The sequence below is a fragment of the Cupriavidus pampae genome, from assembly GCF_914271485.1.
GTDB classification, from domain to species: Bacteria; Pseudomonadota; Gammaproteobacteria; order Burkholderiales; family Burkholderiaceae; genus Cupriavidus; species Cupriavidus pampae.
Genome location: NZ_CAJZAG010000001.1, coordinates 943,488 through 960,179 on the forward strand (window position 1 = coordinate 943,488; position 16,692 = coordinate 960,179).

General features: G+C 64.7%; 8 protein-coding genes. 3 read left to right on the forward strand and 5 right to left on the reverse strand.

Annotation, left to right across the window (positions count from 1 at the left end):
* Nucleotide 1: 1 nt before the first annotated feature.
* Nucleotides 2–9,043, forward strand: coding sequence for a hemagglutinin repeat-containing protein (locus LDO41_RS04115; RefSeq protein WP_223982195.1), 9,042 nt, complete (start codon nucleotides 2–4; stop codon nucleotides 9,041–9,043).
* 57 nt (nucleotides 9,044–9,100) lie between these two features.
* Here the strand turns inward: LDO41_RS04115 and LDO41_RS04120 are convergent, their stop codons facing one another.
* The 3 genes from LDO41_RS04120 to LDO41_RS04130 form a co-directional block, all read right to left on the reverse strand.
* Complete coding sequence (locus LDO41_RS04120; RefSeq protein ID WP_223982199.1) at nucleotides 9,101–11,551, reverse strand: TonB-dependent siderophore receptor; 2,451 nt, start codon at nucleotides 11,549–11,551, stop codon at nucleotides 9,101–9,103.
* A 90-nt stretch (nucleotides 11,552–11,641) separates the two neighbouring features.
* A complete protein-coding gene (locus LDO41_RS04125) occupies nucleotides 11,642–12,490 on the reverse strand; it encodes a FecR family protein (RefSeq protein WP_223982202.1) in 849 nt (282 codons plus the stop codon).
* Nucleotides 12,487–13,047: an RNA polymerase sigma factor gene (locus LDO41_RS04130; RefSeq protein ID WP_223982206.1), complete on the reverse strand. Its 561-nt coding sequence runs from the start codon at nucleotides 13,045–13,047 to the stop codon at nucleotides 12,487–12,489. The genes LDO41_RS04125 and LDO41_RS04130 overlap by 4 nt, the downstream gene beginning before the upstream one ends.
* A 179-nt stretch (nucleotides 13,048–13,226) precedes the next feature.
* Here LDO41_RS04130 and LDO41_RS04135 point away from each other — a divergent pair, with 179 nt between their 5' ends.
* Both LDO41_RS04135 and LDO41_RS04140 read left to right on the forward strand, forming a co-directional pair.
* Nucleotides 13,227–13,799 carry a cupin domain-containing protein gene (locus LDO41_RS04135; protein ID WP_223982208.1) on the forward strand — a complete coding sequence of 191 codons (573 nt, stop codon included), beginning with the start codon at nucleotides 13,227–13,229 and terminating at the stop codon, nucleotides 13,797–13,799.
* Between the two features lie 159 nt (nucleotides 13,800–13,958).
* The gene (locus LDO41_RS04140) at nucleotides 13,959–15,641 is read left to right on the forward strand and encodes an S-layer protein (protein WP_223982210.1); all 1,683 of its coding nucleotides are present in this window, start codon (nucleotides 13,959–13,961) and stop codon (nucleotides 15,639–15,641) included.
* Between the two features lie 51 nt (nucleotides 15,642–15,692).
* Here LDO41_RS04140 and LDO41_RS04145 read toward each other — a convergent pair whose 3' ends face one another.
* Nucleotides 15,693–16,112 carry a DUF302 domain-containing protein gene (locus LDO41_RS04145; RefSeq protein WP_223982211.1) on the reverse strand — a complete coding sequence of 140 codons (420 nt, stop codon included), beginning with the start codon at nucleotides 16,110–16,112 and terminating at the stop codon, nucleotides 15,693–15,695.
* Nucleotides 16,113–16,190: 78 nt separating this feature from the next.
* Nucleotides 16,191–16,625, reverse strand: coding sequence for a cupin domain-containing protein (locus tag LDO41_RS04150; RefSeq protein WP_223982213.1), 435 nt, complete (start codon nucleotides 16,623–16,625; stop codon nucleotides 16,191–16,193).
* Between the last annotated feature and the right edge of the window lie 67 nt (nucleotides 16,626–16,692).

Consider the following 16,692-nt stretch of genomic DNA (forward strand, 5'->3'; position numbering starts at 1 on the left):
CATGAACCATTTCTATCGAGTCATCTGGAACGCGGCCACGGCCACGTGGACGGCAGTTGCGGAAACGGCGCGCGGCCACGGCAAGGCCAAGAGCACGCGTGACGGCAAGCGTCGGTATGCGCGAGCGCTGTTTCGTGCATCCTTGGCAGGCGGCCTGCTGGGCGGCGCGGCCATGGCGATACCGCAGACCGTACTCGCTCAATCGGTCGCGGTTGCCAGCGGCAAGACCAACACCTACGTGGCGCCCAACGGCACCACCGTCGTCAATATCGATACCGCCAACGCGGCGGGGCTCTCGCACAACCGGTACAACAGCTACAACGTCAACGACAAGGGCCTGGTGCTGAACAACACCACGTCCGCGCAGATCGCCTACCAGTCGCAACTGGCGGGGCAGGTCACCGCGAACTTCAATATGACGAACGCCGCCAGGGTGATTCTCAATGAAGTGGTGTCGAACAACCGCAGTACGCTGGCCGGCTTTACCGAAGTGCTCGGCGGCCGCGCCGACGTGATTCTGGCCAACCCGTATGGCATCACGTGTTCGGGCTGCGGCTTTATCAACACCGATCGCGTCACGCTGACGACCGGTGTGCCGTATCTGAACGCGAACGGCTCGCTCGGTGGCTTCACCGTCAATCAGGGCGATATCCTGATCAACGGCAGCGGTCTCAACGCCACGGCGCAGCAGATGCTCGATCTGGTGGCGCGCACCGTGAAGCTCGACGGCACGATCAACGCGCAGGATCTGTCGATCACGGCCGGCGCCAATCGCTATGACTACGTCAGCCGTTCGGTCACCGGTGCCGTGCCCGGTGCCGGCACCACGCCCGCGTATGCGATCGACAGTACCGCGCTGGGCGGCATGTACGCCAACCGCATTCGCCTGACGGCCACTGAAGCCGGTGTCGGCGTGCGCATGCTCGGCGATGCCGCGGCCTCCGCCGATGACTTCACGCTGTCGGCCGCGGGCCGCATCGAATTGCAGAATCGCATCTCCGCGCAGCGCGATGTGCTGGTGGCCAGCACCAGCAACGAAGCCACGGCGCTGGCGCTGAGCAATGCCTCGCTGTCGTCGGGCCGTGACACGTCGCTGACCGCGACGGGTGGTGTCAGTCTGAATGGCAATGCGATCGTGGCGGCGAGCAATCTCGCCGTCAACGCCGCTTCGCTGATCGACAACGCGAGCTCGGCCGCGCTTCAGAACAACAACGTCCGCAGTGCGGGCGGCACGCTCCAGCTGACGATCGGCGGCGGTGCCAATGTCACTGGCACGCAGTGGGTCGCCGCCGGCAACTGGCAGGGCGTGTTTGGCGCGCTCACGACGGGTGCCGGCACGCGCTTCCAGTCGTCGGGCAAGCTCGAAGCCAGCACGACCTCGGGCGATATGAACCTCGGCCCGGCGGCATTGCAGGCCAGCGGCGATCTGCTGCTGACGACCGTCGGCAAGCTCTCGGTCGCGAAGGATGCGGCGCAAGGCATCGAAAGCCTTGGCGGCAATGTCGTACTGACCGCCGCGCAAGGGTTGAACAACGCCGGCACGATCACCGCCGACAAGGGCGCCGCGACGCTGCGCGTCGATGGCGCCATCGACAACAGCGGCACGGTCCACGCCGCCACCACGCTCGATATCGCGGATCGCAACGGCACCGGCACCCAGTCGCTGACCAATAGCGGCAACCTGCTGGCGGATCGCGATCTCGCGCTCAAGGCCGCGGCCATCCGCAATACGTCGACGGGCTGGATGCAGGCCGATGCCGGCAGCAGGATCGATGCAGGCAGCCTCGACAATGCCGGCGCGGTGTTGCTGTCGCAGCAATCGACCGCCAACGACACGATCACGCTGAGCGGTGACCTGACCAACAGCGGTACGCTGCAATCGAAGGGCAACGCCACGCTGTCCGCGCACGACGTCACCAATGCGCGCACGCTGCTGGCCACCAATGCGTTGGCGATCCATGCCACCGGCAGTGTCACCAACGCCGCCAATGCGATCACGCAGGCGAAATCCGTCGATATCAAGGCGGCCAACAGCATCGCCAACGCCGCCGCGGCCACCTTGCGCGCGGACACGGTAGCGCTGACGGCGGGCACGGGCCTGACCAACAACGGCCTGATCAGTGCCGACCACGGCGCGGCCATGCTGCGCGCCAGCGGCACGCTGACCAACACGGGCACGTTGCAGGCCAGCCAGACGCTCGACATCGCCGACGCCCACGGCGGCGCCACCGAAGCCATCAACAACACGGGTGTGATGCTGTCCGATGGCACCATCGCCATGCAGGCGGCATCGATCACCAACGCCACCAATGGCGGCGATCCGCAGACCGGCTGGATTCAGGCTAACGCCGGCACCACGATTCAGGCCGGCTCGCTGGACAACCGCGCCACGTGGCTGCTGTCTCAGCAGACCACCGCCAACGACAGCGTCACGCTGAGCGGCGATCTGACTAATAGCGGTGCCTTGCAATCGAAAGGCAATGCCGCGGTTTCCGCGCGCGATGTGAATAACAGCGGCGCCCTTTACGCCAGCAACAACCTCGGCATCACCGCGGCGGGGAATGTCGCCAACACCGGCAATGGCGTGCTGCAAGCCGGTCAGACGCTCGGCGTGACGGCCGCGGGCAGCCTGACGAACCGCGATGCCACCTCGGCCATCAAGGCGGCGAACGTCAACCTCACCGCCACCGGGCTGACCAATGGTGGCATCGTGAGCGCGGATACCGGCACCGCCACGCTGCGCGTCGACGGCACCGTGACCAACACCGGTACCGTCAATGCGGGCAGCAAGCTCGATATCGCCGACCGCAGTGGCAACGGCAGCGAGAACGTCGATAACAGCGGCTATCTGCTGAGCGACGGCACGCTGGCGCTGAAAGCGGGCGCCATCACCAATGCGCCAGCGCCCGGCGATGCGCAAAGCGGCTGGGTCCAGGCCAAGGCCGGCAGCAATATCACGGCCGCTTCGCTCGACAACAACGGCACGTGGTTGCTCTCGATGCAGGCGGGCAGCATCGTCAGCCTCACGCTGACCGGCACGCTGACCAACAATGGCACGCTGCAGGCGAATCAGGACGCCACGCTGCAGATGGCGCGGTTGGTCAATCAGGCCAACGCGGCACTGCGCGCGGGGCGCGACCTGACGCTGCTGCTCGGCACGGGCACGGCGCTGACCAACGCCGGCACGATTCAGGCCGCGGCCGGCACGCTCGGCATCACCGCCAATGGCGCCACGCTCGCGAATAGCAGCGGCGGCAAGCTGCTCGGCGACAAGCTGTCGTTGACCGCCGATACGCTCAACAACGCCGGCACGATCCAGGGCGGCTCCAACGCCGCCAGCACGATCACGCTGACGGGTACGTTCCTCAACGACACGGGTGGCGTGACCACGCTGGCCGCCACGTCGGGCGGCGCGGGCACGGTCACGGCCAACCAGATTACCAACAAGGGCACGCTGCAATCGGTCGGCAATATGTCGCTGGCAGTCGGCACGGGCGGACTCAACACCACCGGCAGCCTGCTCAGCAATGGCGCCCTCAATATCGGCGCGCGCGGGGCCAACAACTACACGGCGGCGCTAAACGGCACCGTGCAGGCGGGCGGCAAGCTGTCGGTACAACAGGGCACCGGCAATTCGACGCTGTCGATCGGGTCGGGCAAGACCGTCAGTGGTGGGACCGTCGATATCGATATGAATACGGTCACGCTGAACAAGGACGCGGTGCTGTCGTCGGGCGGCAATCTCGACCTCGACGCGGCCACGCTCACGCTCGGCGGCGACACCACCAGCACCGCGCGCGTAATGGCGGCCATGGGCGGCGCCGGCGGCACCGGCAATATCACGGTGCGCAACGACCTGACCAACGACGGGCTGCTGTACTCGCGCGACGCGCTCAACGTGACCGCGCCGAACATCACCAACAGCGGCACGGGCGGCATTGCAGCGCTCGGCGACGTCACGGTGAAGGCAAACGCGGGCACGCTGACGCTGGCCGGCGGCCCCAACGCGGGCGCGGGCAACCTCGTCAATAACGGCGCGATCTATGCGGGCCGCAACCTGTCGGTCACGGCCAACGGCACGCTGACCAACTCCAGCACGATCAACGCGGTCGGCGCCATGACGTTGCGCGCCAACACCGTGGTCAATAACCGCGATATCGTCAGTGACGGCAGCATCGATATCGTCGCCAATACGATCCGCAACGAAGTGGCCGGTGGCGATACACGCTACTGGACCACCTCGGCTACGGTGACCAACAAGTACGGCGGCGAGTACGACGACGGCGATGCCGGCGGCAATCTCGACGAATTCCAGGATTACAAGGCCACCTGGACCGAGTACCAGCGCTATCGGGACGATCAGGCGCCCACGTACTCGCCGCAGATCCTCGCCACCACCAACCTCAAGCTGACGTTCCATACCGGCAGCAACCTCGGTGGCACGATCTACGGTGGCAGCAGCGTGGCCCTGCAGGGCTTCTCGGTGGACGGCACGCAGACCAACCCGAATGCGTTGCGCGATCGCGGCATCTACGACGACGCGGGCCATGGTTTCAAGCTCGGTGGCGATGCCACGTTCACCAACGACAATCTGGCGTTGCAGACCAAGGACTACACGCGCTACTACACGCTGCACACCAAGTACATCGCACTGGGTCCGGCCAAGAAGTACTCGAACGAACTGTGCGAGGGCGACCACTACGACTCTGGCTGTCACTTTGGCAGCGGCTATAGCGACTCGTTCGCGTACAGCGAGAACAATCAGATCAAGGCGGGCATCTACACGACCACGCTGACCGCCAACGGTATCGCGCTGACCAACAAAGGCGCCGTCACCACTGACGTCAACTCGGCGAAGGAAGGCACGACCAAGCCGAACACCATCGGTACCGCGATCAAGGGCAATACCAATGGCGTGGGCAGCACCACGCTCAATGGCACCACCTCGGGCGTCAACGACCAGTCGGGCAAGACGGCAACCACCGTCGGCGGCGTTACGGTCAAGGGCGGCGTATCGTTTGTGGCCGGCAACGTGGCCAACGGCGTCAACGGTACCTCGTTCGGCGGCATCAATATTCCGCTGCCGACCAACCCCAATGGCTTCTTTGTGATGGCGCGGGACCCGGGCGCCAAGTACCTCGTGGAGACCAATCCGCTCTATATGGGTGGCACCGCCACCTATGGGTCGGACTACCTCACGAAGATGCTTGGCTACAGCACCGACGAGATTGGCCTGCGCCTTGGCGATGCCAGCTACGAGAACTATCTCGTCAAGCAGCAGTTGATCGCCCAGACCGGTAACGTGATGCTGGCGAGCTATGGCAACGCCGATGCGCAGATGCAGGGTCTGTTCGACAATGCGTCGGCGCAGACCAAGAGCCTCGGCCTTGAACTCGGCAAGGCACTCATGCCCGAGCAGCAGGCCAACCTGAAGCAGGACATCGTGTGGATGGTGCAGACCGTCGTGGACGGCAGGACTGTGCTCGCACCGGTGGTGTACCTGTCGCAGAGCACCAAGGCGGCCGTCAGCTCGGGCGCGGTGATTTCCGCGCAGGACGCCAACCTGAACCTGACGTCGCTGACCAACACGGGCGGCACCATCGTCGGCGGCAAGTCGCTGGTGGTGACGTCGACCGGCGATATCACCAACACGTCGGGCGTGATCAAGGGCGGTAACGTCAGCCTGACGTCGACCGAAGGCAGCATCGTCAACAAGACCTTCAGCACCAGCAACGGCACCACCGACCTGTTCCAGCAGACCACGGTCGGCCAGACTGGCTCGATCCAGTCCACCGGCACGCTGGCGCTCGACGCGAAGAAGGACATCAGGAACCTCGGCGCCACCATGACGGCCGGCACCGATGCGTCGCTGAAGGCCGGCAACAACATCACGTTCGACACCATCGAGAACAAGAACACTTCGACGACGGGCACCAACCGCGGGCCGGAAGGCGCCAAGGGCATCACGACGACCACGACGACCACCGTGGAACAGGTGAAGTCGGGGCTGACCGTGGGCGGCAATCTGTCCGCGCAGGCCGGCAACGACATCACGCTCGCGGGTACCGATGCAAAGGTCGGCGGCAACGCCGACCTGAATGCCGGCAACAACGTCAATATCGTGGCGCGCGAGAACACCACGACCACGCATACGACCAGCATCTCGAGCGGCTTCGGCAATAACAATTCGGTGTACGGTTCGACCAAGGTGACCTCCGATTCGACCTCGGTGCGCAACGTTGGCAGCAATCTGCAGGTGGGCGGCAATGCCAACGTGACCGCGAAGAACGATGTCACGGTCCAGGGCTCGAACGTCGACGTCAAGGGTAACGGCCAGATCAACGCCACCAACGTGAACGTGCTGGCGGGCCGCAACTACGACGAAACGCATACCACCACGGAGCGTAGCGGCATTCTGCAGGTCAGCGCCTCAGGCAACCGCTCGGCCAGCGCGGAGGCTTCCGCTTCGTCGGCCTCCGGCCGTGGCAGCGCGGCGGCGGCAGCCGGTGCCTCGGCGGAAGCCAATGGCAACGGCTCGGCTGGCCTCGCGTTCAGCAGCACCACCAAGACGCAGACCGACACCACGGACCTGCGGCACGTGGGCTCGAACGTGAGCTTCGGCGGCAATGCGACGATCAACGCCACGCAGGACGTCAATCTGCAGGGGTCGAACGTCAAGGCCGGTGGCAATGCCACGGTCAACGCGCAGAACGTGAACCTGCTCGCGGCCGAGGACAAGAAGACCTCGAACACGACCAGCACCACCACCACGGTCGGCCTGATGGCCAGCAGCAACAACAAGGCCGAAGCGCAGGCGGAAGCCAGTGCCGGTGCGGCCGCGGGCAAGGGCAATCCGAACGCGGCTGCCAATGCATCGGCCAGCGCGTCGGCCAACTCGGAGAATCACCTCGACTTCGTGCAGCACAGCACGAGCACCTCGTCGTCGCTCGACACCACGCATCAAGGCTCGGGCATCAGCGCGGGCGGCGATCTCAACGTCAAGGCCACCAACGGCCTGACGCTCGAGGGCTCGCAGCTCGCCTCCGGCGGCAATATGAACCTCGATGCGAAGGACATGAACTTCAAGGCCGTCAACGACGTCCATGAAACGCGTTCGAGCAGCAGCACGACCACGGCCGGTCTCTACGCTAGCGGCAATGCCAGCGCGGAAACGAAAGCCGGCGCGGGCGTGGGTCTGGGCGCGCAGGCGGGAGCATCGGCCGAAGCATCGGCGCGTGGCGAAGTTGGCCTGTATGGGTCGAACACGCGCACCAGCAATGTCGATGGCTCGACCACCGCGGTGACGTCGGGCATCTCGGCGGGCGGCAATATCACGCGCACAGCCACCAACAGCATCAACGATGTGGGCACGCAGATCAGCGCGGGTGGCAACCTGACGCAGTCGGCGCAGACCATCACGAGCCAGGCGGCCGCCAACACGACGTATAGCTCGTCGAGCAGCACGACCGATACGGCCAAGCTTGGCGCGTACGCCGAAGCCTCCGCCAGTGCTTCTGTGAGCGCCAATGCCGGCGCCGGTGCGGGCAAGCCGTCGAGCACGGAAACCTCGGCCGGCGCCGGGATTACCGCAAGCTATCAGCACGACGCGACGGCGGCGACGTCGAACACCAGCAATGCGGTGGTATCGAACATCAAGGTTGGCGGAAATGTGACCAGCACGTCGACCAATGCCACCACGCTGGAAGGCACGACCATCGACGCGGGCAAGAACGTCTCGCTCAACGCGGGTTCGCTCGATTATCGCGCGGCCGCCAATACGTCGAGCAGCACCAGCAACAGCACCAGCGCGGGTGGCAAGGTCGATGTCGATATCGTCAACAAGAGCGTCGGTGTCGGGGCCAGCTACCAGGGCGACAAGGCCAGCGACAGCAGCAGCACCGCGGTCGTGGGTGGTATCAACGCCGGCGGCAACCTGAGCATCAACACCAAGGGCGACACCCGTCTGGAAGGCACGAATATCGCGGCGGCGGACGGCGCCAGCGTGACCACGGGCGGCAAGCTCACGTTCGATGCGGCCAAGAACACCAGCAGCTCGAGCAGCCAGAGCGTGGGCGTGGAAGTCGGTGTGACCGCGGGCAAGGGCGAGGGCAGCGCGGAAGTCGGGGTCGGCGTAGGCAAGGCGTCCAGCAGCGGCAATACCGATGTGGCCGGCAGCATCTCGGGCGGCAGCGGACCGCTGTCGATCAAGAGCGGCGGCGATGCCACCTTCACGGGCACGTCGCTGTCCAGCGGCGGCGATGTCACGGTGAATGCCGGCGGCAACCTCGCATTCAACGCGGCGCGCGACAAGCAGACCAGCCAGAGCACCACGGTGGATGTCAGTGCCGCGGCATCGGGCGGCAAGAAAGAAAATGTCGGCGGCACCAAGGGCTCCAACGGTCAGAAGACCGGTGGCAAGACCATGGACGAACGCAGCGGCGAAGCAAGCGTCGGCGTGGGCGTGCAGAACTCGCAGAGCGATATCGCTACTGCCTCGAGCATCTCCAGTGGCGGCAACATCAAGCTGACCTCGGGTGGCAACACCACGCTGGAAGGTACGCAGGGCAGCGCCAAGGGTTCGGTTGCAGTCGTGGCTGGCGGCACGGTGACGCAGAAGGACGCGGTCAGCACGTCAAGCTCGACGGACGTGAGCGTGTCGGCATCGGCGGCGGGATCGAGCCTGAGCTCGCCGACCAAGAAGGGTGGCACGAGCAAGGGCGGTACGAGCGGTAGCGGGACTGGCACTGGCACCGGCGGCGGTGGCACGGGCTCGGGCTCGGGCTCGACGGGATCGACCGGCAACACCGGCTCGGGCGGTGGCACCAGCAACGCGGGTAACACTGGCGGCACGGGAGGTACGAGCAACACCGGCAATACCGGCAACACCGGCAAAACCGGGAGTACCAAGCCGCGCGACCCGTACGCGCAGCAGAAGGGCAGCGGCGTCGCCAACGTCGGTGTCGACGTCCAAAGCTCCACCACCGCGCAGAAAACGTCGCTCACCGGCGGCAACGGCGTCACGGTAACTTCAGGCCAGAAGTAACAGTCTTTCAGCCTGGCGCCACAAGAACAAAAGCCCGCGCAAGCGGGCTTTTGTCTGTCAGAACTTGTAGCTGACCGTACCCAGCACCAGGCGACGCGTGCCAAAGTAGCAGCCCGTGGACGAGATGCAGGTGTTGATATAGCGGCGATCGAACAGGTTGGTCGCATTTACGCCCACCCGCACGCCGCGCAGTTGCAGGACAGACTTGCCGAGGTCGTAGCTGAGCGCCGCATCGAACACCGTGGCGGCCGGGACGCGGTAGACGTTCGCGGCATCGCCATAAGACCGGCCGATATAGCGCACGCCGAGGCCCATACCCAGACCCTGCAGCGCGGTGGTGTGGAAGGTGTAGTACGTCCACAGCGAAGCCTGGTGCTGCGGCACGAACGGCAGCGCATTGCCGAGCGTGGTGGCGCCGCGCGCATTGGCGTTGGCCTTGAGCACCTCGGTATTGGAGTACGAGTACGAGGCCACCACGTCCAGTCCGCGCGTCAGGCTCGCCTTGCCCTCGAGCTCGAAGCCGCGTACGCGCGCCTCACCGCTCTGCGTGTTGTAGTTGGTGTTGAGCGGATCGGGCGTCAGTACATTGGTCTGCCGCAGATCGAAGGCCGATGCCGTGATAAACGCGTTGACGCCCTTGGGCTGGTACTTCACCCCCACCTCGGTCTGGCGGCCGCGCGTCGGTTCGAATGGCGTACCTGTGCGGCCCGTGCCGGCCTGCGGCTGGAACGACGTGGCAAAGCTCGCGTACGGCGCAATGCCGCTATCGAACTGATATGTCACACCAGTGCGCCCCGTAAAGGCGTTGTCGCTCTGCCGTGTGTTCACGGTGTTGTTGGTCAGCGCCGTGAGCGTGTCGGTATTGCTGCCGGCCCAGTCATAGCGGCCGCTCAGCAGAAACGTCCACCGATCGATCGCGAGACTGTCCTGCACATAGCCGCCCACCTGATGGCGGGACTGATCCACGCGCGTACCCAGCGGTGGGCGCGAAACCGGCGCGCCGTACACCGGATTGAACACGTCCAGCGCACGCACCGCTACCAGTTGCGATTCCTCGTAGCGAGCATCCTCGTACTGATAATCCACGCCGAGCAGCAGCGTGTGTTGAACCGGGCCGGTGCGGAAGCTGGCTTCCGCCTGGTTGTCGATCGAGAACACGCCGCTGCGCTCGGGGAACGCCCAGCCGTAACGGTTCTCCGTCAGCAGATTCGGATTCATCGACAGGCCCTGCACGCGCTGCGAATCGGTATCGATATAGCTGTAGCGCGCGTTCTGCCGGAACTGCCACGTATCGTTGGCGCGATGCGCGAACTTGTAGCCGAACATCATCTGCTCGCTTTCGAACTTGTCGTATGCGGGCTCGCCAATAAACCGGCTGGTCGGAATGCTGCCATTCGGGTTCGGCAGCAGCGTGCCGGCGGCGGGCAGGGCGGGCGGCGCGCCGCCGCCGTCCGAGCGAATCTTCTGGTACTGCGCCATCAGCGTCAACGAGGTATCGGTCGTCGGCCGCCAGGTCAGGCTCGGCGCCACCATCACGCGGCGCTCGTTGAGGTAGTCGATCTCGGTATTGGTGTCGCGGGCCAGCGCCACCACGCGGTACAGCAGCTTGCCTTCTTCGTCGATGGGGCCGGTCAGGTCGAAGGCGCCTTGCGCGCGATCGTGGCTACCGGTCTGCAGCACGACCTCGCGCGAGGTCTGCGCCTGCGGCAGCTTGCTGACCATGTTCAGCAGTCCGCCCGGCGAGCTTTGCCCGTAGAGCACCGATGCGGGGCCCTTGAGCACCTCGATGCTTTCCAGCGCGTACGGATCGATACGCGGCTGCGAGTAGCCACGCGCGCCGTAGGGCAGGCGCAGGCCATCGAGGTAGCGCAGCGGTACAAAGCCGCGCACGGCCAGCCAGTCGTAGCGCAGATCGGTCTCGCCGTACTGGCTGACCACGCCAGGCGTGTATTGCAGCGCCTGCATGACGCTCTGGACGTTCTGCTCGTCCATCTGATCGCGCGTGACGATATTGATGGTCTGCGGCACATCGATCAGCGGCGTGCTGGTCTTGGAGCCGCCGGCCCGCAGCGGCACCACGCCGTTTGCATTGCCGGACAGGTCCGCCGCATCCGCGCGCACGGTCACCAGCGGCAGCGTGGCGGCACTGGTGTCCACCGGCGCCTGCACCACCGTGTAGGTACGGGGCCCGTTGCTCACCACGCGCAGTCCCGACCCTGCCAGCATGCGGGCGAGGGCATCTTCCACCGTCAGCGTGCCGCGAATCGCGGGCGCGCGCAGGCCGTCGGCCAGTGCCGTGGCAAACAGGATCTGCGTATCGGACTGGCGCGCCAGTGTCGCCAATGACTGGGCGAGCGGCTGGGCGGGAATGTCGATGGCGCGGGCCACGCCCTGGGCAATCGCACCGGCGGCAAGCATGGCCGCTATCACGGGTACCAGCGCGGCAAGCGGGCGGACTGCAAGGCGGGAAGCGCGGGCAGCGCGCCGGCGGCAAACGGTGGACTTCACGAAAACTCCTGATGGCGGGGCCGAACCATTCGGCCTGTTCACGGAGTTGCCGTGCGTCGTTGCCCGGTTGTACACCTGCTATGAAAAAATTTATCGTGGCCGTGCAGCCAGATGAATGCTGCCGTCAGCCTCGCCGCGTACCGTCACCGGCAGGATGCCGGGCAGCAGCTTCAGAATGGCGGGTACCTGATCGCGATCGAACTCCCCGGAGAGCCGCAACTGCGCCACGCGCGGATCGTCGATGACGATGGGGACGCGCGCGTGCGGCTGCATCTCGGCGATGGCATCGGCAAGCGTGGCGCCATCGAACGAGAACTTGTCGCGCTGCCAGGCAAGGGCGCGTTCGGTGTCCACGATCACGGTGCGACCCGGCTGGCCATCGGCCGGCACATCGACGCGTTCGCTGGCGCGTAGTTGACGGATCTGACCGCCGGCCTCGACTTCCACCGCGCCCTCCAACACGACGACGCGCGTGCGCTGGGGCAGCCGCTGGACATCGAACACCGTGCCAATGTCACGCACGCGAGTCGATCCCGCCGTGACAATAAACGCGCGCGGACCATGGGCGACCGTGAACACCGCTTCGCCCTGTTCCAGCACGAGCGTGCGCGTGCGCAACCCCCATTGGACCGTCAGTCGGGTGTTCTGGTCGAGCATGGTACTGCTGCCATCGGCAAGCTGCACGGTGCGCGGGGCGGACTCGGCCGAGAACTGCTCGGTGCGATACGCAGGATCGGCGAGCCACGTGCCGGCAATCAACGTCACCATGGCAATAGCCGCGGTCGCTTGCGTACGACGCTGCTTGCGGCGACGCGCCCCCGCGGCGGCCGTAATGGCTTCCACCGAGGGAAAGCGTTCGCGCAAAGCCTCCTGATAAGGCGAGAGCGGATCGCGCGAGGGCGTGGGGGAATCGGACATCGACAGGGCAGGGGGTCTCACAACGACAGTTCCTGCGGGGTGGCGACAGACGCCTGCGGCGTGCCCAGTGCATCCAGTTCCGGTGCCAGCAACGCCATGGCACGCGCCATATGCCGCGTCACCATTCCCCGCGAGATGCCCAATCTTAATGCAACTTCCTGCTGCGGCAGCTCATGAAGCCGATGCAGGATAAAGACCTCCTGACAACGCGGTGGCAGCGCGGCAATGCATTGCTCGAGGCGATCGACGGCCTGCCGATGGGCAATGGCATCGGCGACGTCCGGCGTAGCACCCGCCATGGCGCTGGTGTCGGCGTGCCACGCATCGGCATGGGATTGCCGTGTCGACTCGGCACGAAACCGATCAATCGCGCGATGCGTGGAGACATGCCGGAGAAACGCGAGCGGCTGCACGACCTCGCCCGCTGGCGGGCGCTCGAGCAGCTGCACGCAGACGTCTTGCAGCACGTCGCGCGCGAAATGCCGATCTCCAAAACGCCGCCGCACGTGGTCGACCAGCTCGTCGTAATGACGCAGTAGCGCGGCAAACAGCGGAGGGTGAGAAGAGTCGCGCAGCACGGCGAGGGGGCGAGAGACAGCAAGAGGAGAGAACCGCGCGGAGTATAAATGATAGTGATTCTTATTTGCAAGCACGCTGCGGCGTGTCTGCAACAGTGGCGTTGGTTTGCTTCCGCACGGAGCCGAACGTTAGTTGTCACTATCCTCCCGGTTCAGCACTCTAGACAGGAGCAACGTCGATGAGCGACGACCACGTGTTGGCCGGCCCCGCCTTTGACCGACAGCAGAACATGCGTGACGCGGGGGTGTTCAACCGGCTCGATGCCATGCCCATGCGGCCGAGTCCTATCGATCCAGCGTGGATACGTAGCGGTCGCCCGGTGACGCGGTGTGCCGATCATTCGGATGCCCTCGACACCTTTGCCTACACGGTGGTGTGGGATTGCACGCGCAGCACGTTCGACTGGCACTTCGATTCGGATGAAACCATCTATATCGTCGAAGGCAGCGTGCGCGTGACTGACGCGCTCGGACAGACCCACACGCTGAACGCGGGATCGATCGGCTATTTTCCCGCGCACACCAGGTGGTTATGGGAGGTCGATCACTACGTGCGCAAGGTGGCCTTCCTGCGACGTGAGGTGCCATTCGGACTCCGATTTGTCACACGCCTACTGACGCGCCTCGACCTCGACGGGCGCGTATTGCGACGCCTGCGCGCGATGCGTGCGGCGCGTCAGGAAAGCCGCGAGCCTCGCAAGCGCGTGCGTCCCTCCACCGCGGCGTTGGTGCTGATGTCATTCGCGTTGTAGCCCCCAAATATCGCTCGCATCACTCCCTTGTCATGAACCCCCGGCATCATCGGCGCCCATACAAATAGCCAGAGCGTCGGGAGCCGGTGCGCGCCTCGCACCGATCGATGATGCATCGGCACCATTGGGTCATCGAGAAATCAGGTTCAACAGGGAATCATGCGTTACAGCAAAACCATTACCGCACTCGCGGCCGGTCTGGTCGTGGCATTTGGCTTCTACGGTTGCGGCGGCGACGATGCCACGACTACCACACCGTCGGCACCGGCACAGCCGAACACTCCCACGACGCCGACCAATCCGACCAATCCGACCGATCCAGTCACGCCGACCAAGCCGGCGGAAGTCACCGGACGCTGGACCACGGGCGATCTGCATACGCATACGACCGAGTCCGACGACGCGCAGAATACGCTGACGACGGTGCTCGACCAGTCCTTCGACAAGTTCGGCCTAGACTGGACCGCGATTACCAATCACCTGCGCGCCTCCACACGCGACCAGAATGGCACCGCGATTCCCGGTGGTTCCATCCCGTACTCGCAGGCCATGGCCACGTACGAGATTCCCGCGGTCAAGCAACTGCAGGACAGCGGCCGCTACGCCAAGAAGCTGATCTTCTCGGGGTTCGAATGGGACATGCCGACGCACGATCACGTCAACGTCGGCATCTTCACCGGCGCGCCGCTTGCCACGGCCACCAAGGCTGCGAACGAGTTCGAGTACTTCTTTACCAATCGCAACGTGGCGCAGTTCGATCCGGTGGACGTCACCGCCTGGAGCGCCAAGGGTCCGCGCGCGTTCACGACGCATGCCGATTCGGTCAAGGCGTTCGCCTGGCTGCGCGACAACTTCCCCGACACCAGCTACGCGCTGATCAACCATCCGTCGCGTAACCCGGGCCTGTACACGGCGGCCAACTATCGCGAGTTCAATGACACCGCACCGAACATTGCGTTTGGCGTGGAAGGCATGGTCGGCAACCAGATGGAACCGAACCGCGGTGGCTACACCAGCGCGTACACCGCAGCGAACGTCAAGTCGCGCGTCTACGGTGGCGTGGACTATGTGGTCGCACAGGTCGGCGGTATCTGGGATGCCATGCTCGGCGACGGCCGTCGCTTCTGGAACGTGGCCGACTCGGACCACCACTTCAAGGTGATCGGCGCCAACAGCAGCGGCTATTTCCCGGGCGAATACGCCAAGACGTACGTGTGGCTGGAGAACAAGTACACCGGCGTGAAGGCGATTATCGAAGGCATGCGTTCGGGCAAGATGTTCTCGGTGTTCGGTGACCTGATCAACGCGCTCGACTTCAATATCGCGAATGGCACGACCAAGAGCGAGATGGGCGGCGAACTCAAGGTCAAGGCCGGCGAGACCGTCACGGTGACGATCCGCTTCAAGAGCCCCGATCGCAATAACTACGAGTACCCGCTGGACAGCGGTGTCAACGTCAACGCACGTCCCACGGTCAACCACGTCGACCTGATCGCTGGCGACGTGACGCCGCGCGCTGCGGCCGGCACGCCAGAGTACAGCAAGGAAACCAACGACTCGACGAAGGTGATCGCAACGTTCACGTCGACCGACTGGAAGCTGGACGCGGACGGCTACAACACGATGACGTTCACGTACAAGGCGGCCAAGAGCCAGTACTTCCGCCTGCGGGGCACCAACCTCGGCATGAACGTGGCGGGTGAAACACTGAACGGCGACCCGCTGGCCGATCCGCAGACGACCGTGACGGAAGACACCGCGCGCTTCAACGCGATCAACGCGCGTAACTACAACGATCTGTGGTTCTACTCGAACCCGATTTTTGTGACGGTGGGATCGTAAGGTACGCGCGGAACGGCGGGCGAGGGTGCCCGCCGTTCCGCTTGTTCTGCCTTACTTCGAAGAGGCGACGCTTTCCAACAGCGGTCGCACGGCAGCCAACGGCGCGACCATGTCCGCCGACAGACCATAATCGGCAGCCAGCACGCCGCTGAGGTCCTGGTAGTCGATATGGGTTGTCCCGCGCTCGTCCTGCCAGACCACCGCCCTTAGCGGCAACTCCACCGCGGCATGCGGATTCATCTGCATGGCTGGCGTGCCCCCCTTGGGGTTACCAAAGAGAAACAACCGCGTCGGCCGCAGCGACGTGCCAGCCTGAGTCGCCGCCGCGCTCTGATCGATATCGGCAAACAGCGTCAGCCCGCGGGAAGCCAACGTACTCTTGAGCCGATCGACCGTGGTCGCAAAACCATGTTGACTCGTCAGCGAGATCGTGCGAGCGGGGTAGGGCTTTTCCTGAGCTTGTGCAGACATGGCGGTCATTGTCCCAAGTGCGACTGCTGTCATGAGCATCCATGCAGCAATGCGGTGGTTCGATAGCGTGGTCATGTTTTACGTCTGTACGCTCGCCCAATCGGGAAGTTCGTCCAGATCGGGCCGAAGCGTGACGCTCTCCTGTTCGTTAGGATCGGTGCGGGAAATCAGCGCCACACAGGGTACATCGGGGCTCGGGTTGTACGGAAGGTGCGGCACCCCGGCCGGAATGTAAAAGAAGTCGCCCGCGCGAACCACGGCGTGATGTTCCAGGCGTTCACCATACCAGCATCCTGAAACCCCGCTCATGCCATAGATCGCCGTTTCATGCTCGGCGTGCATATGTGCCTTGGCACGTGCGCCGGGGGGGATGGTTGCGAGCTGCATGTGGATGTGGCGGGCGCCAACGGTTTCCGCCGAGATACCGACGGCATAGTGAAGACCTTGCTTGCCGACGAATTCGGCGCCGGGTTGTACGAGGTGGCAGGTAAGATCCTGGCGGCTGCCGTTCATAACGTTGCTCATAACGTTGGATTTGGATTGGGGACGACGATGCGCACACGGTAACCGCCGTCGAATT

Excerpts from the sequence above, each read along its gene's own strand:
- LDO41_RS04115 (WP_223982195.1), top strand. The coding sequence starts at position 2 with ATGAACCATTTCTATCGAGTCATCTGGAACGCGGCCACGGCCACGTGG.
- LDO41_RS04135 (WP_223982208.1), top strand. The coding sequence starts at position 13,227 with ATGAGCGACGACCACGTGTTGGCCGGCCCCGCCTTTGACCGACAGCAG.
- LDO41_RS04140 (WP_223982210.1), top strand. The coding sequence starts at position 13,959 with ATGCGTTACAGCAAAACCATTACCGCACTCGCGGCCGGTCTGGTCGTG.
- LDO41_RS04145 (WP_223982211.1), bottom strand. The coding sequence starts at position 16,112 with ATGTCTGCACAAGCTCAGGAAAAGCCCTACCCCGCTCGCACGATCTCG.
- LDO41_RS04150 (WP_223982213.1), bottom strand. The coding sequence starts at position 16,625 with ATGAACGGCAGCCGCCAGGATCTTACCTGCCACCTCGTACAACCCGGC.